The 22384-nt window shown below is 69.3% G+C and carries 23 protein-coding genes and 1 riboswitch; of the genes, 5 read left to right on the top strand and 18 right to left on the bottom strand.

The features are described 5' to 3' along the window. Positions 1 to 8: 8 nt before the first annotated feature. The 12 genes from RT2_RS12395 to ctaD all read right to left on the bottom strand — a co-directional run bounded on the left by RT2_RS12395 (position 9) and on the right by ctaD (position 12056). Positions 9 to 1172: a THUMP-like domain-containing protein gene (locus tag RT2_RS12395; RefSeq protein WP_072845099.1), complete on the bottom strand. Its 1164-nt coding sequence runs from the start codon at positions 1170 to 1172 to the stop codon at positions 9 to 11. Positions 1173 to 1187: 15 nt separating this feature from the next. Further along, positions 1188 to 2204: a class I SAM-dependent methyltransferase gene (locus tag RT2_RS12390; RefSeq protein ID WP_072845098.1), complete on the bottom strand. Its 1017-nt coding sequence runs from the start codon at positions 2202 to 2204 to the stop codon at positions 1188 to 1190. A 63-nt stretch (positions 2205 to 2267) separates the two neighbouring features. Beyond that, complete coding sequence (locus tag RT2_RS12385) at positions 2268 to 3047, bottom strand: enoyl-CoA hydratase/isomerase family protein (protein ID WP_072845097.1); 780 nt, start codon at positions 3045 to 3047, stop codon at positions 2268 to 2270. A gap of 10 nt (positions 3048 to 3057) precedes the next feature. Then, entirely contained in the window at positions 3058 to 3867 is an 810-nt protein-coding gene (locus RT2_RS12380) for an NUDIX hydrolase (protein ID WP_072845096.1), read from the bottom strand. Positions 3868 to 3926: 59 nt separating this feature from the next. Further along, on the bottom strand, positions 3927 to 4220 hold the full coding sequence (locus tag RT2_RS12375) for a hypothetical protein (protein ID WP_139191208.1): 294 nt from the start codon (positions 4218 to 4220) through the stop codon (positions 3927 to 3929). Positions 4221 to 4579: 359 nt separating this feature from the next. Beyond that, positions 4580 to 5410, bottom strand: coding sequence for an ABC transporter ATP-binding protein (locus tag RT2_RS12370; protein ID WP_072845094.1), 831 nt, complete (start codon positions 5408 to 5410; stop codon positions 4580 to 4582). 65 nt (positions 5411 to 5475) lie between these two features. Then, the gene (locus RT2_RS12365) at positions 5476 to 6087 is read right to left on the bottom strand and encodes a TenA family protein (RefSeq protein ID WP_072845093.1); all 612 of its coding nucleotides are present in this window, start codon (positions 6085 to 6087) and stop codon (positions 5476 to 5478) included. Continuing rightward, positions 6084 to 6689, bottom strand: a complete 606-nt coding sequence (locus tag RT2_RS12360) for a TenA family protein (RefSeq protein ID WP_072845092.1) — start codon at positions 6687 to 6689, stop codon at positions 6084 to 6086. The genes RT2_RS12365 and RT2_RS12360 overlap by 4 nt, the downstream gene beginning before the upstream one ends. After that, positions 6686 to 8059 carry a purine-cytosine permease family protein gene (locus RT2_RS12355; RefSeq protein ID WP_072845091.1) on the bottom strand — a complete coding sequence of 458 codons (1374 nt, stop codon included), beginning with the start codon at positions 8057 to 8059 and terminating at the stop codon, positions 6686 to 6688. The genes RT2_RS12360 and RT2_RS12355 overlap by 4 nt, the downstream gene beginning before the upstream one ends. Further along, a riboswitch (TPP riboswitch) is annotated at positions 8051 to 8161 on the bottom strand. It overlaps the preceding gene by 9 nt. A 56-nt stretch (positions 8162 to 8217) precedes the next feature. Then, complete coding sequence (locus RT2_RS12350; protein ID WP_072845090.1) at positions 8218 to 8982, bottom strand: aminoacyl-tRNA hydrolase; 765 nt, start codon at positions 8980 to 8982, stop codon at positions 8218 to 8220. Continuing rightward, positions 8979 to 10199 carry a phosphoserine phosphatase SerB gene (serB, locus tag RT2_RS12345; protein ID WP_072845089.1) on the bottom strand — a complete coding sequence of 407 codons (1221 nt, stop codon included), beginning with the start codon at positions 10197 to 10199 and terminating at the stop codon, positions 8979 to 8981. The genes RT2_RS12350 and serB overlap by 4 nt, the downstream gene beginning before the upstream one ends. 120 nt (positions 10200 to 10319) lie before the next feature. Further along, on the bottom strand, positions 10320 to 12056 hold the full coding sequence (ctaD, locus tag RT2_RS12340; protein WP_072845088.1) for an aa3-type cytochrome oxidase subunit I: 1737 nt from the start codon (positions 12054 to 12056) through the stop codon (positions 10320 to 10322). A 405-nt stretch (positions 12057 to 12461) separates the two neighbouring features. Here ctaD and RT2_RS12335 point away from each other — a divergent pair, with 405 nt between their 5' ends. Genes RT2_RS12335 through RT2_RS12320 form a run of 4 tightly spaced genes read left to right on the top strand, consistent with a single transcriptional unit; the run spans position 12462 to position 16140 of the window. After that, positions 12462 to 13469, top strand: coding sequence for an ABC transporter substrate-binding protein (locus tag RT2_RS12335; RefSeq protein ID WP_072845087.1), 1008 nt, complete (start codon positions 12462 to 12464; stop codon positions 13467 to 13469). A gap of 37 nt (positions 13470 to 13506) precedes the next feature. Then, positions 13507 to 14586: an ABC transporter substrate-binding protein gene (locus RT2_RS12330; protein WP_072845086.1), complete on the top strand. Its 1080-nt coding sequence runs from the start codon at positions 13507 to 13509 to the stop codon at positions 14584 to 14586. Beyond that, positions 14570 to 15649: an HtaA domain-containing protein gene (locus RT2_RS12325; protein WP_072845085.1), complete on the top strand. Its 1080-nt coding sequence runs from the start codon at positions 14570 to 14572 to the stop codon at positions 15647 to 15649. Before RT2_RS12330 ends, RT2_RS12325 begins: the two co-directional genes overlap by 17 nt. After that, positions 15649 to 16140 carry an NUDIX hydrolase gene (locus RT2_RS12320; protein WP_072845084.1) on the top strand — a complete coding sequence of 164 codons (492 nt, stop codon included), beginning with the start codon at positions 15649 to 15651 and terminating at the stop codon, positions 16138 to 16140. The genes RT2_RS12325 and RT2_RS12320 overlap by 1 nt, the downstream gene beginning before the upstream one ends. Here RT2_RS12320 and RT2_RS12315 read toward each other — a convergent pair. The 5 genes from RT2_RS12315 to RT2_RS12295 form a co-directional block, all read right to left on the bottom strand. Next, entirely contained in the window at positions 16112 to 16495 is a 384-nt protein-coding gene (locus tag RT2_RS12315) for a VOC family protein (RefSeq protein WP_072845083.1), read from the bottom strand. The two genes, RT2_RS12320 and RT2_RS12315, sit on opposite strands and share 29 nt — an antisense overlap. A gap of 152 nt (positions 16496 to 16647) precedes the next feature. Then, positions 16648 to 17646, bottom strand: coding sequence for a class 1b ribonucleoside-diphosphate reductase subunit beta (gene nrdF, locus RT2_RS12310; protein ID WP_072845082.1), 999 nt, complete (start codon positions 17644 to 17646; stop codon positions 16648 to 16650). A gap of 55 nt (positions 17647 to 17701) precedes the next feature. Next, the gene (gene nrdE, locus RT2_RS12305) at positions 17702 to 19888 is read right to left on the bottom strand and encodes a class 1b ribonucleoside-diphosphate reductase subunit alpha (protein WP_072845081.1); all 2187 of its coding nucleotides are present in this window, start codon (positions 19886 to 19888) and stop codon (positions 17702 to 17704) included. Beyond that, positions 19846 to 20304 carry a class Ib ribonucleoside-diphosphate reductase assembly flavoprotein NrdI gene (gene nrdI / locus RT2_RS12300; RefSeq protein WP_072845080.1) on the bottom strand — a complete coding sequence of 153 codons (459 nt, stop codon included), beginning with the start codon at positions 20302 to 20304 and terminating at the stop codon, positions 19846 to 19848. The genes nrdE and nrdI overlap by 43 nt, the downstream gene beginning before the upstream one ends. Before the next feature lie 23 nt (positions 20305 to 20327). Continuing rightward, on the bottom strand, positions 20328 to 20561 hold the full coding sequence (locus tag RT2_RS12295; protein ID WP_072845079.1) for a redoxin NrdH: 234 nt from the start codon (positions 20559 to 20561) through the stop codon (positions 20328 to 20330). Positions 20562 to 20914: 353 nt separating this feature from the next. Here RT2_RS12295 and RT2_RS12290 point away from each other — a divergent pair, with 353 nt between their 5' ends. Continuing rightward, a complete protein-coding gene (locus tag RT2_RS12290; RefSeq protein WP_072845078.1) occupies positions 20915 to 21733 on the top strand; it encodes a siderophore-interacting protein in 819 nt (272 codons plus the stop codon). Between the two features lie 19 nt (positions 21734 to 21752). On the opposite strand, the gene RT2_RS12285 is transcribed toward RT2_RS12290, so the two are convergent. Next, positions 21753 to 22349 (bottom strand): CHAP domain-containing protein, encoded by a 597-nt coding sequence (locus RT2_RS12285; protein WP_072845077.1) that lies wholly within the window; start codon positions 22347 to 22349, stop codon positions 21753 to 21755. Positions 22350 to 22384: the final 35 nt, after the last annotated feature.

Here is a 22384-nt window from a genome sequence, read left to right as displayed (position 1 = left end):
GGCGGCGCTCAGTCGCGGGCGCCCGCCGCACAGACGAAGGCGACCGGCGTGCGGCCGATCCGGGTCAGCACCACCGACAGCGACACGGAGCCACGCAGCTTGAGCCGGGGCCGCAACACCGCCGGGTCCACGTCGACACCGCGCACCAGGATCTCCACCACGCCGCAGTCGAGCCGGGCCAGCTCCTGACGCAGCGCCTTCTCCGTGTACTTGAGCTGTTCGATGATCCGGAAGCCGCGCATGCCGGCGGGCACCGCGTCCCCCGTCAGGTAGGCGATCCGCGGGTCGAGCTGCCACAGCCCGTGCCGGGCGCCGTAGTGCCGCACAAGGCCGGCCCGCACCACCGCGCCGTCCGGGTCCACGATCCACTCCCCGGGCTCACGCTCCGGAATGTCGTCCGGTTCGGCGTCGGTTATCTCCCAGCCCGTGCCGTCGGCGGCCAGCACGGTGGCCCGGCGTCGCACCCCCGGTTCCGCCAGGCCCGGCGACCACAGGCAGGCCTCGCGCACCCCACCGGCGAGCGAGACGACCTCCACCTCGCCGTCCCAGTCCAGGGCGTCGTAGTCGAGGCCGGGCGCGCACTTGACCGACAGGTCTCGACCGCGGTACGCCTCGAGCAGGTCCGGCAGCGGCGGCTGCAGCGCGGACGGGTCGTGCCGCCGCTTGCCGCCCGCCCGCCGCGCCGGGTCCGCCAGCACGACGGTGTCACGGCTGACCGGGACCAGGGCGTCGGCCCGCAGCACAGTCGCGGCGGGCACGTTGCGCGCGGCCATCGCCAGGCGCACCGGGTCGAGGTCGCTGCCGAGGACGTCGCTCGCGACACCCACCAGCGCCGACAACTCGGCGCCGACCGAACAGGTCACGTCGTGCACCGCCCGGCCCGCGACGCGGCGGGCCCGACGGCGGGCGACCACCGTCGGGGTCGCCTGCTGCAGGGCGTCGTCGGTCAGCAACCAGTGCGCGGGCTCGTCGAGCTTGCCCACCGCCCGCCGGCGCAGCAGCACCGTCTCCACGAGCGCGCCGGATCGGTCACCGAAACGCGTACGCACCCGGCCGATGTCGGCCAGGTGCGTGCGCGTGGACAGTTCGAGCTGATCGACCTCCGCGAGGGCGGCGGCACCGTCGGATGACCTCAGGTACCGGACGTCCTCCGTGGTGAAGTCATAGCCCACAGAGAATCTTCGCTCCTACTTCTTCGCTTCCGGCTTCACGCCGGTGATCATCACGTTGTAGAAGAAGTTGCGCGGGACGATGTGCTTGAGCACCTTCTCGTCGACCCAGCTCAGCGTCTTGAACCCGCCGAACGCGAACTTGGCCCAGCCCCAGCCGAGCTTCTCCGGCGGAACCGCCGCCTCGAAGGTCCGGACCGGCCAGCCGAGCAGCGCCGCGGCGAACTCCTCGGTGATGGCCCGCACCTCGGTACCGCCGGCCGACTTCGCCATGTTCTCGAGGTCGGTGGGGTCGAAGGTGTGGATGTCGACGACGGCCTCGAGCGCCGCGGCGCGGGAGGACTCGTCGAGCTCTTCCTGCGGACGACGCCAGTCGGCCAGGAACGGCAGCTTGGTGACCGTGGTGGTGGCCTCCCAGGTGGCGCGGCCGAGCCAGCGGGCGTAGAAGTTGCCGACCGTGGAGGGCTCGCCGGCGAAGACGAAACGGCCTCCCGGCTTGAGCACCCGCAGCACCTCGCGCAGCGACTGCTCGACGTCCGGGATGTGGTGCAGCACGGCGTGTCCGACGACGAGGTCGAAGGTGTTGTCGTCGTAGGGGATCCGCTCGGCGTCGGCGACGCGACCGTCGACCTCCAGGCCGAGGTGCTCGGCGTTGCGCAGCGCGACCTTGACCATGCCGGGCGAGAGGTCGGTGACGGAGCCGGTCTTGGCGACCCCGCCCTGCATCAGGTTGAGCAGGAAGAAGCCTGTGCCGCAGCCCAGTTCGAGCGCCCGCTCGTACGGCAGCGGCAGGTCCCCGGCGACGGCGTCGAACCGGCCCTTGGCGTAGTCGATGCAGCGCTCGTCGTACGAGATCGACCACTTGTCGTCGTAGGTCTCCGCTTCCCAGTCGTGGTACAGCACCTGGGCGAGCTTCGTGTCCTTGCGAGCCGCCTCGACCTCTTCGGCGGTGGCGTGCGGACGCGGCGCGGGGTCCACCACATCTCCGGGGGCGGTCGCGGCGACGGATGTGTCGTCAGTGGGGCTTGCAGTCATGGGGCGATCCTACTCGCTGGTAAGAGATGAACAAGTTCTAGTTTTTCGCGCCGGAATGCGCTACTACTCCCCCGTGAACTGGGCCTTGCCCGGGCCGTTCTCCACAAAGGAAGCCATGCCGATGGTCCGGTCCTGGGTCGCGAAAAGGGCTGCGAACTGCTGCGCCTCGATCTTCAGGCCCGTGTTCAGGTCCGTGTCCAGACCCTGGTCGATGGACGCCTTCGCGGCGGCCAGTGCACGGCTGGCACCGCCGACGAACTTCGACGCCCAGGCGCGGGCCGCGTTGTACACCTCGTCGGGGGCGACCATCTCGTCGATCAGGCCGATCGCGAGGGCCTCCTCGGCGCCGACGAAGCGGCCCGTGAACACCATGTCCTTGGCCTTGCTCGGGCCGATCAGGCGCGCCAGCCGCTGCGTGCCACCGCCGCCGGGGATCACACCGAGCAGCACCTCCGGAACGCCGAGCTTCGCGTTGTCGCCGGCGATACGCCGGTCCGCGCCGAGGACGATCTCGAGTCCGCCACCGAGCGCGTAGCCGGTGATCGCCGCGACGGTGGGCTTGGGGATCTCCGCGATCGAGCCGAGCGCCGACTGCAGTTCGCCTGCGATCGGCGCCATCTCGGCGAAGGACATCTCCGCCATCTCCTTGATGTCGGCACCCGCCGCGAAGACCTTCTCGCCGCCGTAGACGATGACGGCCTTGACCTCCGAGTTGACGGTGGCCTCGCGGGCCGCGGCCCGGAGCTCCTCCTGCAACTGACGGTTCAACGCGTTCATCGGTGGACGGGCCAGCCGGATGGTGCCGATGCCGTCAGAAACCTCGAGAGTCACAAACTCAGCCATGCCGCGAAGGCTACCGTTTGCCCCACGGGTGCGCCCCGGCGGCGTAGTAGGGCTCCTGGTTGGGGAAGCGAACCCGCAGTTCACCGTCCTCTTCGTACAGCTTGGGCAGGATCACCGGGATCTCGGGCTCGGCGGCCAGTACCCCGGCCACGGTGTCGAACTCGGCGATCGAGCAGAGCTGCGACCAGGTCGGGGGCAGCAGCATGGTGTGGCCCTTCGACCAGTCCGCGATGGCCTCGGCCGGCGTCTGCCACGACACCTCCTCGGCCTCGGAGGTCTCGCCGTCCGCGACCTGCCCGGCGGGCGCCGCGGCCACGAAGAAACGGGTGTCGTAACGGCGGGTCTCCCCCACCGGGGTGATCCAATTCGACCAGGGCCGAAGCAGATCCGCGCGCAGCACCAGGTTCTCGCGGGCCAGGAACTCGCTGAAGGAGAGCTCACGCGCCTCCAACCGCCTGCGGGCGTCCGCGTAGCCCGAGGTGTCCGCGACGACGGTGTCCGCGGTCGGACCGGCGAGCAGCACACCGCACTCCTCGAAGGTCTCCCGGACCGCGGCGCAGACCAGGGCCTTCGCCCGGCCCTCGTCCACGCCGAACCGCTCCGCCCACCAGGACACCGGCGGCCCGCTCCACGCGACGTCCGCGTCGGCGTCCTGCGGGTCCACACCGCCGCCCGGGAACACGGTCATGCCGCCGGCGAAGGCCATGCCGATCACACGGCGCAGGAGGAACACCTCCGGCCCGGATGCGGAGTCCCGCACCAGGATCACGGTGGAGGCGTCCTTCGTCGGGACTTCGGGCAGATCGTCGATTGCAGCCATGTGTCGGACGCTACAACGTGCCCTCCGTCCACGTGCGTCCGACCGTCGCAACGTTGCCGTCACTCGTGTGAGCGGGCCTCGGCTGCCCGTTGACGTCGGCGCTGCGGGTCGGCGTAGACGATCGGTAAGGTCTCGAATCCGGTGTCGAGCACCCAGCCGTCGAAGCGCGCTGTCTCGTCGATCTCACGCCACATGTCGGCGAGATCCAGCTCGTCCGGTGCAGTCGTCCATGACGCTGCATGGTTGGCAACCTGCGTGGCGAGCGCCTCGATCGGCTCGGCGTACACGGCCTCGGGTTGTCCGGCGCCCCACTCGAACTGTGGGTGGATCGTCATCGTTGCAGGCGCAGTCATTCGATTGTGGTGTGCGTCGTGTGCGGCTTCCCGACTGTTGCACGTCCCGAACAGCATCAAAGACGTCGGAATATCCGCCGGAACGTCACGCCAGTTCAGCGTCGGCCGCTTCGCCCCACCCATCGACCACTGGCCGTCCTCGGCGTAGCCACCGTGCCCGAGGAGAATGATTGCGGTCGACGGTGTCGCGAAAGCAGCCGCCGGATCACACACCACTGTCGGACCGAAGGTGGACTCGAGCTTTGTCGCGAGTCGCTTCGCCCACCTGTCCGTACGCGAGGGGACGATGAACACTTTACCCATCTGGAGCCTCCTGGCCTCCCGGGCGTGATTCGCCCGGAATCGCGGCCGTCATGCGGTCAGCGACGGTGCTGACCGGGCACCCTGCTGCGCCGCGCGAAGAAGCGGCCGTCGACCTTCTCCAGGACGATCGACTGGCTGAACGCGCTGGTCAGGTTCTCCGCGGTGATCACGTCGTCGATCAGCCCCTGCGCGACGACCTGCCCCTCGTTGAGCAGCAGCGCGTGCGTGAATCCGGGCGGGATCTCCTCGACGTGGTGGGTGATCAGCACGGTCGCGGGGGCGTCCGGGTCGGCCGCGAGGACGGACAGCCTGGCCACGAGTTCCTCACGGCCACCGAGGTCCAGGCCCGCGGCCGGCTCGTCGAGCAGCAGCAGTTCCGGGTCGGTCATCAGGGCGCGCGCGATCAGCACCCGCTTGCGTTCGCCCTCGGAGAGGGTGCCGTAGGTGCGCTCGGCGAGGTGCTCGGCGCCGAGGCTCTCGAGCATCTCCACCGCGCGGGTGGTGTCCATCTCCTCGTACTGCTCACGCCAGCGGCCGAGCACCGCGTACCCCGCGGAGACCACCAGGTCGAGCACCGTCTCGTCGGCGGGCACCCGGTGCGCCAGCGCGGACGAGGACAGCCCGATCCGCGGGCGCAACTCGCTCACGTCCACCTTGCCGAGCACCTCCCCGAGCAGGTGGGCGCGACCGGCGGTGGGATGCACCTCGGCAGCCGCGATCCGCAGCAGGGAAGTCTTGCCGGCGCCGTTGGGGCCGAGGACGACCCAGCGCTCGTCCAGCTCCACCTGCCAGCTGACGGGCCCCACCAGGGTGACACCGCCGCGACGGATCAGAACGTCTTCGAAGTCGATCAGCAGATCGGGATCAGGTTCGGACACGACGCCCATCCTCTCGCACATGCTCGACGCGGTTGCAGCAGGACCGGTACGCGTGTCGCCGCACCGGTCTTCGCTCAGACCAGTGCGTCCCAGAACTGCACCTCGAAGGCGGCGACGCGGCCGAACGCGACGCGCTGCGCCTCGGTCGGGTGGTCGCCGCCGAGCAGCGTGCCGAGGTCGGCGACGTACGCGGCGAACGGTTCCGCGGCCCAGTTGTCGATGAACTCGCGGTACCGCGAGCCCGCCGCAGCGGCCCGCTCGCGCACCGTGGTCCACGCGTCGAGGTACGCCTTCTCCACCCCGTACAGCACCGCCGAGGCCACCTCGTAGCCGTCGTGCAGGCTCGCCAGCATGAACCCGGTGTACGACGCGCACCCCAGGCTCGGGGTGTGCGCGGCCGGGTCCAGGCCGCGCCGGGCCAGTTCCTCCCGGAACAGCGTCAGCTCGGGGGTCAGCGCGGCGATGCCGCCGGCCAGCACGTCGCGGGAGGCCTCGTCCGGCGCGAGGGTGAGCACACCGGCCAGGAATCGGCGGAACTCCACGACGAAGGCGTGGTCCTCGAGCAGCCACCGGTCGAAGGCGGCCTCCGGCAGCGTGCCGTCGGCGGTGGCCAGCACGAACGGGTGCTCGGCCAGCGCCGGCCACACCGCGGCCTGCTCGGCGAGCAGCGCCTCGGCTCGGGTCACCGGGCGTCCCAGAAGTCCAGCTCGTGCCGCATCGCCGTCATGAAGGCCTCCTCAGCGACGGCCTCATCCGGGGCCGCCTCGTCGAGCATCGCGGCGCACCGGTCCGCCAGCGCGGCGAAGCCGGGATCGGCGTAGGTGTCCACCCAGCGCCGGTATCGCGGGTCGGCCGGCGGGTCGGCCGCGAGCGCCTTGCCGAGCTGGGAGTAGCCCCACGTGCACGGCAGCAGCGCGGCCAGGCCCCGGCCGTAGTCGGCCGCCGCGTCGAGCAGGAAGCCGGTGTACGCCTCGCACTGCGGGCTCTTGACGGCCGAGTCGAACTGCGCGCCAAAGGGTTCGGACAGGGTGCGGTGCAGGTCGAGTTCCTCGCGGTAGGTGGCGTGGGCCAGGTCCACCAGGTCACCGAGATGCCCGTCCGGGGCCTGCCAGGCCAGCCGCGCGAACACCCGGGTGTAGTCCAGCAGGTACAGGTAGTCCTGTTCGAGCCAGCCGCGGAAGACCGCCGGGTCGAGGTCGCCCGCACCGATGCCGGCCACCGTGGGGTGCTCGAGCTGCGCGGCCAGCAGCGGCCGGCCCATTTCCTGCAAACGTGCCGAGAGGCTCACGCCGGCACCACCTTTCGTCGACGGATGAGCCCGATCAGGGCGGTGCCCGCCGCCGCGACGACGAGCGAGATCAGCGAGGCGGACCAGCCGGTGGCCGGGATCCCCAGCGCGGACTGGAGGTCCGTCCACCACTGGGTCCACCCGGCACCGAAACCGGTGAAGTAGGTGGGCGTCACGAGCTGGTACACCACGAACCCGACCGCCCACGGCAGCAACATCTCCCAGCGCGCGGGCGAGGACGCCGAGACGTCCCAGCTGCCACGGCGCAGCAGGTAGAAGGCCACCAGGAAGGTGCCGGTCAGCGGGACGAACACCGCGCCGATCAGGAACAGGAACGGCTCGTAGCTGTAGGCGTCGACGGTGAGCGCCAGCAGCGTCGCGACCGCGCCGACGCCGACCACCAGGTAGCGCCGGTCCAGGCTGGGCCGCAGGTTCTGCGCGCTCATCGCCGTCGAATAGATGTTCGCGAAGGCCTCGTCCACCTCGTCGATCAGCAGGATCAGCAGCGCCACCCCGGCCAGCGGGAGCACCAGCAGGCTGCCGATGATGTCGAAGCCGGGCTCGAGCCCGAACGCGACGAACGCCAGCACACCGAGGCTGAAGAAGGCGACGGTCGCGCCGCCGTAGCCGACGGTCGCGCCGAGGAACGCCGCCCGCGGGGACTTGGAGTGCCGCGCGTAGTCGGCGGCCAGCGGCACCCAGGAGATCGGCATCGCGATCACCAGGTCCACGCTGGTCCAGAACCCGGCGAAACTCCCGTCGGTGAGCGAGGGCAGGTCCTTCATCAGCACGTTCACCAGTAGGTACACCGTCGACGCCAGCGCCGCCCACACCGCGTACCGGGCCAGGATGCCGACCACCTTCAGCGGTCGCAGCGCCATCACGGTGGCCAGGGCGCCGCCGAGCAGGACGAACGGCCAACGCTGCCAGCCGGTGAGACGGGCGGCAGCCTCGGCGATGACGAACACCTCGAAGGTGGCCCAGCCGACGCACTGCACCAGGTTGAACACCGTCGGCAGCGCGGACAGCCGGTTGCCGAGCAGGCCCCGCATCATCACCATCGCGGGCGCGCCGACGGTCGCGCCGGCCGCCGCGCACAGCCCGAGCAGGGTCGAACCGATCACCGCGCCGAGCAGCACCGCGAGCAGGGTGGCGAGCAACGACTGCCCCTGCAGCACGGCGAAGGTCGCGGCCACCGGGAGGAGTAGCGAGATCCCGAGGTTGCCCCACAGCCCGATCTGCGCGGCGAGGCCGAGGGTCCGTGCGGGCGCCTCGTCGAGGGTGAAGGACGGCTCGACGCCGGCCGGGGACGAAGTGGGGCCGGACGGCTGTGCGGCCGCCTCGTCAGGACGTGGATGTACCGTGGACATCGCGCTGCTCCCTACGCCGGAATGACCCGGATCAGGTGTGACGGTCGGAGCAGCCGTGCTCCCTCTCAGCCCATCGATGCCTGGGCTCCCGTGCTTGGACGGGCCAACCTTAGGCCGAACCGGCCCGGCAGTCCAAGCCGCTCACCACGAGTCCGCCCTCAGGGGTGCGCGATCACCGTCATCGAGCCCGGCGCCACCTCGGTGAACCCGGCGTCCCGCACAGCGACCGCTCGTCCGCTCTCCGCCAGCGCGACAAGCGGTGCCCAGCGGTCCGGGTCGGCGTCGCGCACCGAGCACCGGAACCCGCTGCCTGCCCACTGCGCCGCCTGCGCGAGCGTCATCGCACCGGCCAGCAGCATTGCCGCGTGCCCCACCTGCGCGGCGGTCTTGCCGACCGTCATGTCGAGGGAACGGTTGAGCCACAGCACCGGCAGGTCGGGCTCCGGGCCCCCCGGCGCGTCGTGCTCGAGGTCGGTCCCGCCGATCTGCAGCTTCCGGATCCGGGGGTCGAGCTCACCCACGGGACCCGGCACGAAGGCCCGGGCCTGGGCGCCGTCGACCTCGACGGTGACGCCGTCGACGTCCTGGGCGGCCAGCCACTGGGCGCCCCGGGCCCGCCGGGCCACCTTGCGGATCCGGGCGCCGGTCCAGGCCAGGTAGTCCCGTTGCCACGGCCCCGGTTCGCCGTCCTCGCCGGTGCCGACCCGTGGGTCCAGGCACAGCGCGGCGGTCGCGGCGGCGGCCGCCGCGAGCACCGCGCTCCGCGGCGGCGGGTCCGCCTTCGGAAGGTGCAGCACCAGCGGCATCGCCAGCACCAGGGCCGGGTCCGACGGGTCCGGCCGGTGCCCGTACCCGGCGGCCAGCACCGCGTGCCGGGCCGTGAAACCCTCGTCGAGCACCCCGAGGGGCCCCGGCTCCGTCACAGCGGGACCCGGCGCACCAGACCGTCCACGGCGTCGGCCGCCTCGACCTCGTCACGGGTGACGCCGAGGATGAACAGCACCGCATCCAGGAAGGGATGCGAGAGCGCGGTGTCCGCGACCTCGCGCAGGGCCGGCTTCGCGTTGAAGGCGACGCCCAGCCCGGCCGCGGTGAGCATGTCGATGTCGTTGGCGCCGTCGCCCACCGCGACGGTCTGCTCCATCGGGACCCCGGCCTGCGCCGCGAAATTGCGCAGCGCCACGGCCTTGGCCGCGCGGTCCACGACCGCGCCGATGACGCGGCCGGTGAGCTTGCCGTCGACGACCTCGAGGGTGTTGGCCTCGACGAAGTCCAGCTCCAGGTCGTGCGCGAGGCCCTCGATGACCTGGCGGAAGCCGCCGGAGACGACGCCGCAGTGGAACCCGAGGCGGCGCAGGGTGCGGATGGTGGTGCGCGCGCCCGGCGTCAGCTCGAGCGCCTGCCCGACCTCCTCGATCACGGACTCGTCCAGGCCGGCGAGCACCGCGACCCGCTGGTGCAGCGACTCCGAGAAGTCGATCTCGCCGCGCATGGCGGCCTCGGTGACGGCCCGGACCTCGTCCTCCTTGCCGGCACGGGCGGCCAGCATCTCGATGACCTCGCCCCGCACCAGCGTCGAGTCCACGTCGAAGACGATGAGCCGCTTGGCGCGACGGGCCAGTCCGGCCCGCTCGACCGCGATGTCCACGGTCTGCGAGGCAGCGATCTCCGCCAGCCCGGTCCGCAGGGCGGCGTCCGTCTCGGCCGCGGCGTCGGCCGCGGTGACCATCAGTTCCAGTCCGGTGACCGGGTAGTCCGCGATGCCGCGGATCGAGTCGATGTTCGCGCCCTGGCGGGCCAGTTCCCGGGCCAGCACGCTGAAGGCACGCGCGGTGACGGGACTGCCGAGGACGACCACGGCGTGGGTGGACGGCGCGGGCCGGCCCACCGGGTCGGCGCCGATCTCGACGTCCGCGTGCATGCCGACGGTCGACATCGAGTCCTCGACCGCCTCCTGCAGCGCCTCGGGGTCGTTGGGGCAGGCCACGAGGACCCCGAGGGTCAACCTGCCCCTGATGACCACCTGTTCGACGTCGAGGAGGCTCACGTCGTGGCGCGAGAGCGCCGCGAGCAGAACCGAGGTGACGCCCGGGCGGTCGGGTCCCGTCACCGTGACCAGGACCGTGGTGTCTGAACCCACCGAGAACTCCCTCCATCCCGCAGCCGCGGGGTCTTCAAGCCATTGTGCCAACCGGCGTATTTCCCAAACACAAGGCCCCGCCCGAAGCTCGGGCGGGGCCTTGTGTTGGTTCGTCGTGACTTAGTGCGCGTCCTCGAGCACCGCGGTGGCCTGCTTGCCACCGTGGCCGCCGCCGACGTGCGCCTCCGCGCGCATCCGCTCGACCATGTGCGGGTAGTGCAGCTCGAAGGCCGGGCGCTCGCTGCGGATCCGGGGCAGCTCGGTGAAGTTGTGCCGCGGCGGCGGGCAGGTGGTGGCCCACTCGAGCGAGTTGCCGTAGCCCCACGGGTCGTCGACCGTGACGATCTCGCCGTACCGGTAGCTCTTGAAGACGTTCCAGATGAACGGCAGCGTGGAGGCACCGAGGATGAACGAGCCGATCGTGGAGATGGTGTTCAGCGTGGTGAAGCCGTCGCTGGGCAGGTAGTCCGCGTAGCGACGCGGCATGCCCTCGTTGCCGAGCCAGTGCTGGACCAGGAACGTGGTGTGGAAGCCGACGAAGGTGGTCCAGAAGTGCCACTTGCCGAGGCGCTCGTCCATCAGGCGGCCCGTCATCTTCGGGAACCAGAAGTAGATGCCGGCGTAGGTGGCGAACACGATGGTGCCGAAGAGCACGTAGTGGAAGTGCGCGACCACGAAGTAGCTGTCGGTGACGTGGAAGTCGATCGGCGGGCTGGCGAGCAGCACGCCGGACAGACCACCGAAGAGGAACGTCACCAGGAAGCCGACCGAGAAGAGCATCGGCGTCTCGAAGGTCACCTGGCCCTTCCACATGGTGCCGATCCAGTTGAAGAACTTCACGCCGGTCGGGACCGCGATGAGGAACGTCATGAAGGAGAAGAACGGCAGCAGCACGGCGCCGGTGGCGTACATGTGGTGCGCCCACACGGCGATGGACAGCGCGGCGATACCGAGCGTGGCGTACACCAGGCCGCTGTAGCCGAAGAGCGGCTTACGGCTGAAGACCGGGAAGATCTCCGAGACGATGCCGAAGAACGGCAGCGCGATGATGTAGACCTCGGGGTGACCGAAGAACCAGAACAGGTGCTGCCAGAGCAGGACACCGCCGTTGGCCGGGTCGAAGATGTGGGCGCCGAAGTGCCTGTCCACGAACACGCCGAGCAGCGCCGCGGTCAGCAGCGGGAAGGCGAGCAGGATCAGGATGCTGGTCACCAGGATGTTCCAGGTGAAGATCGGCATCCGGAACATGGTCATGCCGGGGGCACGCAGGCAGACCACGGTGGTGATCATGTTGACGCCACCGAGGATGGTGCCGAGACCACCGACGGCCAGGCCCATGATCCACAGGTCCGCGCCGACGCCGGGCGAGTGCACCGCGTCGGTCAGCGGGCTGTAGGCGGTCCAGCCGAAGTCGGCCGCGCCGCCGGGGGTCACGAAGCCCGCGGTCGCGATGATCGCGCCGAACAGGTACAGCCAGTAGCTGAACGCGTTCAGACGCGGGAACGCCACGTCGGGTGCGCCGATCTGCAGCGGCAGGATGTAGTTCGCGAAACCGAACACGATCGGGGTCGCGTACAGCAGCAGCATGATCGTGCCGTGCATGGTGAACAGCTGGTTGAACTGCTCGTTCGACAGGAACTGCATCCCGGGAACCGCGAGCTCGGTCCGCATCAGCAGGGCCATCAGGCCGCCGATGAGGAAGAAGGCGAACGAGGTGACCATGTACATGATCCCGAGGGTCTTCGGGTCAGTGGTGGTCACCATCTTGTAGATGTACGAGCCCTTGGGTCCCAGTCGCGCCGGGTATGGCCGGGCGGCCGTTATCTCGGGGACTGGCTGGGGCGCTACGGCAGTCACTAATCCTCCTGAATGCGCGTCCTACCCCGCTGCGAGGCGAACGTCCTCTGGCTTGCGCTCTGTGAATCGTAGACCGTCGCCCCGCGATCCGCGGAGCCGGTCCTACCCACTGTCGTACTTCGTGTCGCGTACAGCGTCCAGAAGTGCCGTGAGCAGGGAGTTTCCTCCTCCGAGGCCGGGTCGAGGTTCCACCGACACGGTGAGTCGCCCGCAACCGAACTCGACGGGACCGGCGATCCGTGGACAATCCCGGCGCCCTCCCCGGCGACGCGACGCAGGATCCTTGCCCGCCGCGGCCCGGGCCGGGTGCGCGAGAGCCACGACAGGGCACCTCGGCCCGACACACGTGACCCCGGCTAAGGACATTGCTAAGGTTTCCCTTGCCTAAATTTGAGGGAGTTCTTTGTGAAGTTCAAAACCAATGCCTTGGTCGCGCTCGTGGGCTGCGCCGCGGTCGCCCTGATCGGCGCCACCGCCGGTTGCTCCAGCGCCACCGACTCCCCCGCGGCCGCATCCGCGGCCGGCGAGTCCACGGGGTCCTTCCCCCGCACCGTGACCCACGCCCTCGGCAGCACCGAGATCCCCGCCGCACCGAAGCGGGTCGTCGCGCTCGACACCAGCTACTCCGACGCGACGCTGCTGCTGGAGACCGAGCTCGTCGGCTACGTCACCTACCGCAGCGCCGGACTGCCCGACTACCTCGGCGAGTCCCGCGGCGAGTTCGCACCGAATGCCGTCGCGGTCGGCGAGCTGACCACCCCGAGCCTCGAGAAGATCGCCGAGCTGCAGCCCGACCTGATCGTCTCCGCCAAGGTCCGGCACGGCGACATCTACGACCAGCTGTCGAAGATCGCGCCGACGGTGATGTCGGAGACCACCGGCCCGACCTGGAAGGACAACATCCGACTGCTCGGCCAGGCCCTGGGCAAGGAGGACCTGGCGGATCAGAAGATCGGCGCCTACGAGACCCGCGCGGCCGCGATCGGTGCGGACATCAATACGAAGGCGGACAACCCGACCGTCACGGTGGTCCGCTTCGCCGGCGAGCCGACGGCCCGCATCTACCGCACCACCTCCTTCAGCGGCATCGTCCTCGCCGACGCCGGAATCAACCGCCCGGCCAGCGCCGGACCCGACCCGGCCAAGCCGTCGAGCATCTCCAACGACATCAGCCCCGAACTGATCACCGAGGCCGACGCCGACCTGATCGTGGTGAGCACGTACCACTCCGGCGACGGGAAGAGCGAGGCCGCCGCCCAGCCGTTCCTGACCAACCCGCTGTGGGCCGGACTGCAGGGCCAGAAGGTCGACGTCGACGACGCGCTGTGGATGTCCGCGGTCAGCGTCCAGGGCGCCGGCGGCATCCTCGACGACCTGGCCACGCACTTCGGCGTCGACAGGCGCCGCGGCTAGTCTCGACTCGCCCGAGCTTCAGGAGGAAGACCCCACCATGCGCAAGCCCGCACTCATCCGCCGCGCCGTGCCGGCGGCCCTGCTCGCCGCCACCGCCGTCATGCTGACGGCGTGCGGCGGTGGCGACGCCACCGAAGACGCCGCCAGCAGCATCGTTCGCAGCACCACCAGCGTGGCCGGGGCGGGCGTGCTCGGCAACGGCCGCAGCACCGAGAACGTCTGCGGACCAACGGCTCCCGTCGACCCGGCCGGCGTCGAGGGCACCACCCGCAAGGTCGCGCACGCGGCGGGCGAGTCGGCGGTCCCCGCCGATCCGCAGCGCATCGTGGTCCTCGACACCGACAAGCTCGACACCGTCTGCGCGCTCGGACTGCAGGACCGACTCGTCGGCGCCGCAGTGACCGGCGCGGTAGGCACACAGCCGCAGTACCTCGGCACGGCCGTCGCCGGGGTCGAGCCCGTCGGCACCCTGCAGGAGCCGAACATCGAGAAGATCGCGGCACTGAAGCCGGACCTGATCCTCGGCTCGAAGTTCCGCACCCCGGAGCTGTACCAGCAGCTCAGTGCCGTCGCCCCCACCACGTTCACCGAGAAGGTCGGCACGACGTGGAAGGAGAACCTGCTGCTCGACGGCACCGCGCTGGGCCGCGGTGCCAGCGCGAAGGCGGTGCTCGACGCCTACCAGACCGAGGCCACCGAGACCGGCCGAAGCCTCGACTCCGCGCAGACCGAGGCCTCGGTGGTGCGGTTCATGCCCGGCGTGGTCCGCACCTACGGCCCGGACAGCTTTTCCGGGCAGGTACTCGCGGACGCCGGCGTGCGGCGTCCGGCGTTCCAGCGCCTCGAGGGCGCCAAGGACCAGCGGTTCGCGGAGATCAGCACCGAGGAACTGTCCAAGGCCGACGGCGACATCATCTACGTCAGCTTCTACGGTGACGAGGCCCGCGGTCAGGGCACCGACGTGATGAACGGCGGGCTGTGGCAGGGCCTCGGCGCCGTCAAGGACCGCCGTGTGTTCGCGGTGGACGACGAAATCTGGATGACCGGCATCGGCGTCGTCGCCGCCCGCGGCATCCTCGACGACCTGAAGGCATCCCTCAATGGCTACACGAACTAGGGTCCTCGCTCCCGCCGCCCTCGTGGGCGCGCTCCTCGGCGCGCTGACGCTGGCCCCGACGGCGGCCGCGGATCCCGCCGCGGCGGCACCCCGGATCGAGGTGTTCGCCGCCGACGGCGCAACCCCTCTCGGCGACACCGCGGTGCACGAGGGCGATCGGATCGTGGTGCGCGGCAACGGCTTCGACCCGAACGCCAACACCGGCGGGCTGCCGGTCCCGGTGCCGCCGGGCGTCCCGCACGGCACCTTCGTCGCCTTCGGGGCGTTCGCCCCGCAGTGGCGTCCGTCCGAGGACGCGCCCGCCGGGGCGCGGGTCGGGCAGCAGCGTTCGGCCACCGCGTGGGTGATGTCCGAAGACGCCCTGAACCGGGTTCCGGACGCGCCGTTCGACTTCCGGCGCACCATCCGCCAGCAGTGGGTGCCGCTGGCCGGCGACGGCTCCTTCACCGCCACGCTGACAGTCAAGAAGCCCACGAAGGCCGCCGACGGCGCGGCCTACGGGGTGTACACCTACGCCGCGGCGGACGCCGTCAACGCGGCGGAGGAGCTGGCCGTCCCGGTCAACTTCGACCCCGCACCGGGGCCGAACGCCCCGGTACCGCCCGCGCAGGACCTGCTGTGGGCCTTCGCACCCGGCTACACCGACCTGGTGAGGAACACCACGCAGGGCTCGGTGGTGGGCAGCGACGGCGCGACTGTCCGCGGCGACGGCCGGCTCACCTTCGAACTGGACTCCGCGGACGTCGACCCGGCGACCGGGCTGGGGACCGTCCGCTACCGCGGCACGGCGGTCTCGTTCACCCGCTTCCACCTGGCCGAGATCGCGTTGGCCGACCCCTGGGTCGAGTTCACCCCCGAGGGCACCTTCCTGTCGGCCGAGACCTCGGACGGCAACATGGTCGGCACCGACGAGACGAGCCGGATCCGGTTCGCGCAGTTGGACACCCGCGCCGGCAGCCGGGAGTTCACCGACGTGCCCGCCCGGTTCTCGGCGCCACTGGCGCCGAGCATCCTGCTGCCGTACTCCGGCCAGCAGGCCGCCCCGGTGACCTTCCGGTACTGATGCCCGTCCCCGCGTACGTCGCGGCGCTGCGCGCTCACGTCGGACACGCCCCGTTGTGGCTGTCCGGCGTGAGCGCGGTCGTCGTGGACGGCGACGGCCGAATCCTGTTGACCCGCAGGGCCGACAACGGCCGATGGGCGGTGGTGTCCGGCATCCTCGAACCCGGCGAGGAACCCGGCCCGGCGGCCGTGCGGGAGATCCGCGAGGAGACCGGCGTCGAGGCCGAGCTGGTTCGCATCACCAGCGTCGACACCGCCGGGCCGATCACCTACCCGAACGGAGACGTCGCCAGCTACCTCGACGTGTGCTTCCTCGCCCGCGCGGTCTCCGGCGAGGCCCGCGTCGCCGACGAGGAGAACATCGAGGTCGCGTGGTTCGCGCCGGACGCGTTGCCCGCCGACCTCACCGAGAGCTCGGCCCCGCGCATCGAGAAGGCCCTGCGCGGCGAGCCCGAGGCCTGGTTCAGCCGGCGTTCTCCCACAGGCCCATGACGTTGCCCTCGGTGTCCTTGAAGTAGGCCGCGAACCCCATCTCTCCCACCACGGTCTTCTCCCCGACCGTCGAGCCGCCCAGCTCGGCGATCTTCACCAGCGCGTCGTCGATGCTGGGCACGTCGATGGTGATCACCGGCCCCTTCGGATACTCCGGGACGCGCTCGAACATGCCGCCGTTGATGTACCCCGGTTCGGTGGGCATGCCCTGCTCGCTCACCGGGCCGGTGCCCGCGATCGTGTAGCTCATCTCGGGCATCTCGACGGTGTTCCACCCGAACGCCTGCCGGTAGAACTCCCTCGCGCGGTCCCCGTCGTCGAACGGGACCTCGAAGTGCACAACCTTGCCGCTCATTTGCCGCCTCCTCGCCTGAAATGGAAATCGGACGATTCCGACACTAGGCCGGGTGCGGACTCCCCCACAACGACCGAATGCGACATTCGTCCACGCGAGGTGAACGGATGTCGCATTCGGTCAGTAGTGCAGGTGCACGTGCGGCGAGTGGGTTAGAAGTCCCAGTCCTCGTCCTCGGTGTTGACGGCCTTGCCGATCACGTAGCTCGAGCCCGACCCGGAGAAGAAGTCGTGGTTCTCGTCCGCGTTCGGGGACAGCGCCGACAGGATCGCCGGGTTGACGTCCGTCTCGTCCTTGGGGAACAGACCCTCGTAGCCGAGGTTCATCAGCGCCTTGTTGGCGTTGTACCGCAGGAACTTCTTGACGTCCTCGGTGAGCCCGACGCCGTCGTACAGGTCCTGGGTGTACTCGACCTCGTTGTCGTAGAGCTCGAAGAGCAGCTCGAACGTGTAGTTCTTGAGCTCGTCGCGCTCGGCCTGGCTGAGCTGCTCGAGGCCCTTCTGGTACTTGTAGCCGATGTAGTACCCGTGCACGGCCTCGTCACGGATGATCAGCCGGATCAGGTCCGCGGTGTTGGTGAGCTTGGCCCGCGAGGACCAGTACATCGGCAGGTAGAAGCCGGAGTAGAACAGGAACGACTCGAGCAGCGTCGAGGCGACCTTGCGCTTGAGCGGCGACTCGCCGTTGTAGTAGTCGAGGATGATCCGCGCCTTGCGCTGCAGGTTCGGGTTCTCCTCCGACCAGCGGAAGGCGTCGTCGATGTCGCGGGTGGAGCACAGCGTCGAGAAGATCGAGCTGTAGCTCTTGGCGTGCACCGACTCCATGAACGCGATGTTGGTGTACACCGCCTCCTCGTGCGGGGTGATCGCGTCGGGGATGAGCGACACGGCGCCGACGGTGCCCTGGATGGTGTCGAGCAGCGTCAGGCCGGTGAAGACCCGCATGGTGAGCTGCTTCTCGTTCTCGGTCAGGGTGTTCCACGACGGGATGTCGTTGGACACCGGCACCTTCTCCGGCAGCCAGAAGTTGCCGGTCAGGCGCTCCCAGACCTCCGCGTCCTTCTCGTCGGGGACGCGGTTCCAGTTGATCGCCGAGACGCGATCAATCAGCTTGAGGTGCGTGCCCCCAGCGGGGGTGTGTGCGGATGTCATGTCGATCCCTTGCTGGTCTGTGGTTGCTCTGTCGTCTTTGTCGGTGCCGCCGGCCCTACAGCATGCAGGAAACGCAGCCCTCGACCTCGGTGCCCTCGAGCGCCATCTGCCGCAGGCGGATGTAGTAGAGCGTCTTGATGCCCTTGCGCCATGCGTAGATCTGCGCCTTGTTGATGTCGCGGGTGGTGGCGGTGTCCTTGAAGAACAGCGTCAGCGACAGGCCCTGGTCGACGTGCTGGGTGGCCGCCGCGTAGGTGTCGATGATCTTCTCGTACCCGATCTCGTACGCGTCCTGGTAGTACTCCAGGTTGTCGTTCGTCAGGTAGGGCGCCGGGTAGTAGACGCGACCGATCTTGCCTTCCTTGCGGATCTCGATCTTCGACGCCACCGGGTGGATGGAGCTGGTGGAGTTGTTGATGTAGGAGATCGACCCGGTCGGCGGGACGGCCTGCAGGTTCTGGTTGTAGATGCCGTGCGCCTGCACCGACGCCTTGAGCTCGGTCCAGTCCGCCTGCGTCGGGATGTGCACGCCGGCGTCGGCGAACAGCTGCCGGACCCGCTCGGTCTTCGGCTCCCACGCCTGGTCGGTGTACTTGTCGAAGAACTCGCCCGAGGCGTACTTGGACTCCGGGAAGCCCGCGAAGTAGGTGCCCCGGTCCTTGGCGATCTCGTTCGACGCCCGGATCGCGTGGAACACCACCGTGTAGAAGTAGATGTTCGTGAAGTCGATGCCCTCGTCGGAGCCGTAGTGGATCCGCTCGCGCGCCAGGTAGCCGTGCAGGTTCATCTGCCCGAGACCGATGGCATGTCCCTCGTCGTTCGCCTTCTTGATCGACGGGACGGAGTCGATGGAGGTCTGATCGGCGACGGCGGTCAGCGCCCGGATCGAGGTCTCGATGGTCTGCGCGAAGTCCGGCGAGTCCATCGTCTTGGCGATGTTCAGCGAACCCAGGTTGCAGGAGATGTCCTTGCCGATGTGGCTGTAGGACAGGTCGTCGTTGAACTCCGACGGCGTCGAGACCTGCAGGATCTCCGAGCACAGGTTCGAGTGGGTGACCTTGCCGGCGATCGGGTTGGCGCGGTTCACGGTGTCCTCGTACATGATGTACGGGTAGCCGGACTCGAACTGCAGCTCCGCGACGGTCTGGAAGAACTCGCGGGCCTTGATCTTCGTCTTGCGGATCCGCTTGTCGTCGACCATCTCGTAGTACTTCTCGGTGACGTCGATGTCCGCGAACGGCTTCCCGTAGATGCGCTCGACGTCGTACGGCGAGAAGAGGTACATGTCCTCGTTCTTCTTCGCCAGCTCGAACGTGATGTCCGGGATGACGACGCCGAGCGAGAGGGTCTTGATGCGGATCTTCTCGTCCGCGTTCTCCCGCTTGGTGTCGAGGAAGCGGTAGATGTCCGGGTGGTGCGCGTGCAGGTACACCGCGCCCGCGCCCTGACGCGCGCCGAGCTGGTTGGCGTACGAGAACGAGTCCTCGAGCAATTTCATGATCGGGATGACGCCCGAGCTCTGGTTCTCGATCTTCTTGATCGGGGCCCCGTGTTCGCGAACGTTGCTGAGCAGCAACGCAACTCCGCCGCCGCGCTTGGACAGCTGCAGGGCCGAGTTGATGGAGCGACCGATGGACTCCATGTTGTCCTCGATGCGCAGCAGGAAGCAGGACACGGGCTCGCCGCGCTGCTTCTTGCCGGAGTTGAGGAAGGTCGGGGTGGCCGGCTGGAAGCGGCCGGCGATGATCTCGTCGACCAGCTTGACGGCCAGGTCCTCGTCGCCCGCGGCGAGGGTGAGCGCGACCATGCAGACCCGGTCCTCGAACCGCTCCAGGTAGCGCTTGCCGTCGAACGTCTTGAGCGTGTACGAGGTGTAGTACTTGAACGCGCCGAGGAAGGTGGGGAACCGGAACTTCTTGGAGTACGCGTGGTCGATCAGCGACTTGACGAAGTTGCGGGTGTACTGGTCGAGGACCTCACGCTCGTAGTAGTTCTCCTTGACCAGGTAGTCCAGCTTCTCGTCCTGGTTGTGGAAGAAGACGGTGTTCTGGTTGACGTGCTGGAGGAAGTACTGGTTCGCGGCCTCGCGGTCCTTGTCGAACTGGATCTCGCCGTTGGGGCCGTACAGGTTGAGCATCGCGTTGAGCGCGTGGTAGTCGAGCTCCCCCGAGGAGACGTCGGGTCGTGCCACAGCGCGCTCTACACTCCCAGCCGGGGCTGTGTCTGTGATGGTCGGTGCCACTGTTCACTCTCCATGAATTGTTCGAGGCCCTCGCGGACGCGAATGACGTCCTCGGCGGTGCCCATGAGTTCGAAGCGGTACAGGTACGGGACCTGACACTTCCTTGAAATGACGTCTCCGGCGAAGCAGAAGGACTCACCGAAGTTGGTATTGCCTGCCGCGATGACCCCACGGATCAGCGACCTGTTGTGCTCGTTGTTGAGGAACCGGATGACCTGCTTCGGCACGTAGCTCGTGTCCCGACCCGTCGCGGTGATCCCGCCACCGTAGGTGGGCAGGATCAGGACGTACGGTTCGTCGACCTCGAATGTGCCGGCGCGGTCATGCAACGGAATGCGCGTGGCCGGGACACCCAACTTCTGAACGAAGCGGTGGGTGTTCTCCGACGCGCTGGAGAAGTAGACCAGCGATGTCATGGCCTGTCATCTCCGTAAGTTCTTCAGGCGGCGTTGACCGTGAGCGACTTGATCCGGTCCGGACGGAAGCCCGACCAGTGATCGTCACCGGCCACCACCACGGGGGCCTGCAGGTAACCCAGCGCCATCACGTAGTCGCGGGCCTCCGCGTCCTCGCTGATGTCGATGATGGAGTACTCGATACCGGCCTTGTCGAGCGCCCGGTAGGTCGCATTGCACTGAACGCACGCCGGCTTGGTGTAGACGGTGATGCTCATGTAAGTCCCTCTTTCCCTGGCTTACGGAACTGATGGTCAGTGAAGCGGAGGATCACGGTGTGAATCTCACCTACTGGAACAGCTGTCCGGCCTTGACAAACGATGGTCGAGCCTTCGGACTGGGGTCGCGGCCGCTCTGCCCTCTTGGCGTTCCTGACACTACACCTTGTGTCCGACAATCCATAGAACCCGAGATGTTGTGAACGACAAAGATGAAATTCCCTGGTCGTAAGCACCCGAAGTCGCCAAATCGTGTCGCGAACCGGCGTGTCGCACGTCACAAATACTGGGTGCTGCTGGTCACACTCACCGGCGTGTGCATGGCCACGTCACCGGCCGCCTAGGGTGGGCCCGTGCCCACCGACGACGAACCCCGGTTCCACGCCGCGGTGACGGCCGCGGTGCCCGTCTCCCCCAGCCTGCGCCGGATCCGGTTCGCCGGGCCCGGGCTCGCCGGCTTCGCCTCCAGCGGCGACCCCGACGAGCGCCTGCTCGTGGAGTTCGGCGACGAGGCCCGCAGCTACACCGTCCGGCACTGGGACCCGGCCGCACACGCCCTCGACGTCGACTTCGCGGTGCACGCCGGCGGCGCGGCCGCGGCCTGGGCGCGTGGGGCGACGCCGGGGATGCCGGTGCGGCTCTCGCGGCCGAAGGGCTGGTACCGCCCGCCCGCCGACGCGCGATGGCAACTGCTGCTCGCGGACCTGAGTGCGCTGCCCGCGGCGGCGCGCATCGTCGAGACCCTGCCCGCCGGCGTCGCCGCGCACCTGATCGCCGAGGTTCCCGAGGCCGCGGACGAACAGCGCTGGACCACCCCGGCGGACCTCACCGTGACGTGGCTGCACGGGACCGGCAACGGCCTGACCCCCAGCGCGCTGCCCGACCGGCTCGCCACCCTCGACTTGCCGGCCGGCCCCGGCTACCTCTGGTCGGCCGGCGAGACCGGCGCGTCCCGGCGGATCCGCCGACACGTCCGCCGCGAGCTGGGCTGGACGTCGGACCGCTTCGACGTCATGGGGTACTGGCAGGCCGACAAGGAGCGCTGGCTCGCCGGCTACCGGCGGGTGGAGGCCCGGATCGAGGAACTCACCGTCGCCGGGCTGTCCGCGGGCCAGAGCCTCGACGAGGTCCGCGACACCGTCGACGACGCGCTCACCGAGGCCGGACTGTAGCCACCGGCCGCGGCGTCGGTCAGGCCTCGAGCCGGCCGATCCCGACGACCGCGGAGTCGCTCGCCCAGTCCACGGTGTGCACCCGGATCCGGCCGAACTCGTTGCCACCGACGGTCGTCACGGTGTCGCCGTCGACCGCGACCACGAAGTTGGTGTGCTGTCCGACCCAGCTGCTGTTGTCGTAGAGCACCACGTCGCCGACCGTCGGAACGTATCCGCCGCCGACCTCCTCGAACCGGCCCTGCGACTGGTAGTACTCCTGCAGCGTGTAGACGCCGGGAATCCGCCAGTGCCCGGAGTTCGGGTTCGACAGCGGCCGCCCGGCCTCCCGCATGACCCAGCTCACGAAGTCCGCGCACCAGGGCTCCTCGATGCCCTCCGCGTAGAAGGTGCCCGGTCGCTGGTCCCGGTGCTCGGCCTCGAGCAGCTCGACGATCTTCGCCTGGTCGGCCGAGAGCACGGACGTGTCGACGTCGGGGAAGGCGGTGGTGTCCCACGGCAGGTACCGGCTCGGCAGCATCAACGCCACACCCGCGGCGACAACGGCGATCACGGCGACCACGGCGGCGATCCACAGCGCCGTGCGGCGACGACGGGTGGGCGCGAGGGTGCTCATGGGAGTCGAATGTAGCGAAACGCCCGCCGGGGGCG

The organism is Rhodococcus tukisamuensis NBRC 100609, from assembly GCF_001894985.1.
In the GTDB taxonomy this organism is placed as follows: Bacteria; Actinomycetota; Actinomycetes; order Mycobacteriales; family Mycobacteriaceae; genus Rhodococcus_G; species Rhodococcus_G tukisamuensis.
This window is presented reverse-complemented; position numbering and strand designations above follow the sequence as displayed.

Excerpts from the sequence above, each read along its gene's own strand:
- RT2_RS12390 (WP_072845098.1), bottom strand. The coding sequence starts at position 2,204 with ATGACTGCAAGCCCCACTGACGACACATCCGTCGCCGCGACCGCCCCC.
- RT2_RS12385 (WP_072845097.1), bottom strand. The coding sequence starts at position 3,047 with ATGGCTGAGTTTGTGACTCTCGAGGTTTCTGACGGCATCGGCACCATC.
- RT2_RS12380 (WP_072845096.1), bottom strand. The coding sequence starts at position 3,867 with ATGGCTGCAATCGACGATCTGCCCGAAGTCCCGACGAAGGACGCCTCC.
- RT2_RS12375 (WP_139191208.1), bottom strand. The coding sequence starts at position 4,220 with ATGACTGCGCCTGCAACGATGACGATCCACCCACAGTTCGAGTGGGGC.
- RT2_RS12370 (WP_072845094.1), bottom strand. The coding sequence starts at position 5,410 with ATGGGCGTCGTGTCCGAACCTGATCCCGATCTGCTGATCGACTTCGAA.
- RT2_RS12355 (WP_072845091.1), bottom strand. The coding sequence starts at position 8,059 with ATGTCCACGGTACATCCACGTCCTGACGAGGCGGCCGCACAGCCGTCC.
- RT2_RS12330 (WP_072845086.1), top strand. The coding sequence starts at position 13,507 with ATGCGCAAGCCCGCACTCATCCGCCGCGCCGTGCCGGCGGCCCTGCTC.
- RT2_RS12325 (WP_072845085.1), top strand. The coding sequence starts at position 14,570 with ATGGCTACACGAACTAGGGTCCTCGCTCCCGCCGCCCTCGTGGGCGCG.
- RT2_RS12320 (WP_072845084.1), top strand. The coding sequence starts at position 15,649 with ATGCCCGTCCCCGCGTACGTCGCGGCGCTGCGCGCTCACGTCGGACAC.
- RT2_RS12315 (WP_072845083.1), bottom strand. The coding sequence starts at position 16,495 with ATGAGCGGCAAGGTTGTGCACTTCGAGGTCCCGTTCGACGACGGGGAC.
- nrdF (WP_072845082.1), bottom strand. The coding sequence starts at position 17,646 with ATGACATCCGCACACACCCCCGCTGGGGGCACGCACCTCAAGCTGATT.
- nrdI (WP_072845080.1), bottom strand. The coding sequence starts at position 20,304 with ATGACATCGCTGGTCTACTTCTCCAGCGCGTCGGAGAACACCCACCGC.
- RT2_RS12295 (WP_072845079.1), bottom strand. The coding sequence starts at position 20,561 with ATGAGCATCACCGTCTACACCAAGCCGGCGTGCGTTCAGTGCAATGCG.
- RT2_RS12285 (WP_072845077.1), bottom strand. The coding sequence starts at position 22,349 with ATGAGCACCCTCGCGCCCACCCGTCGTCGCCGCACGGCGCTGTGGATC.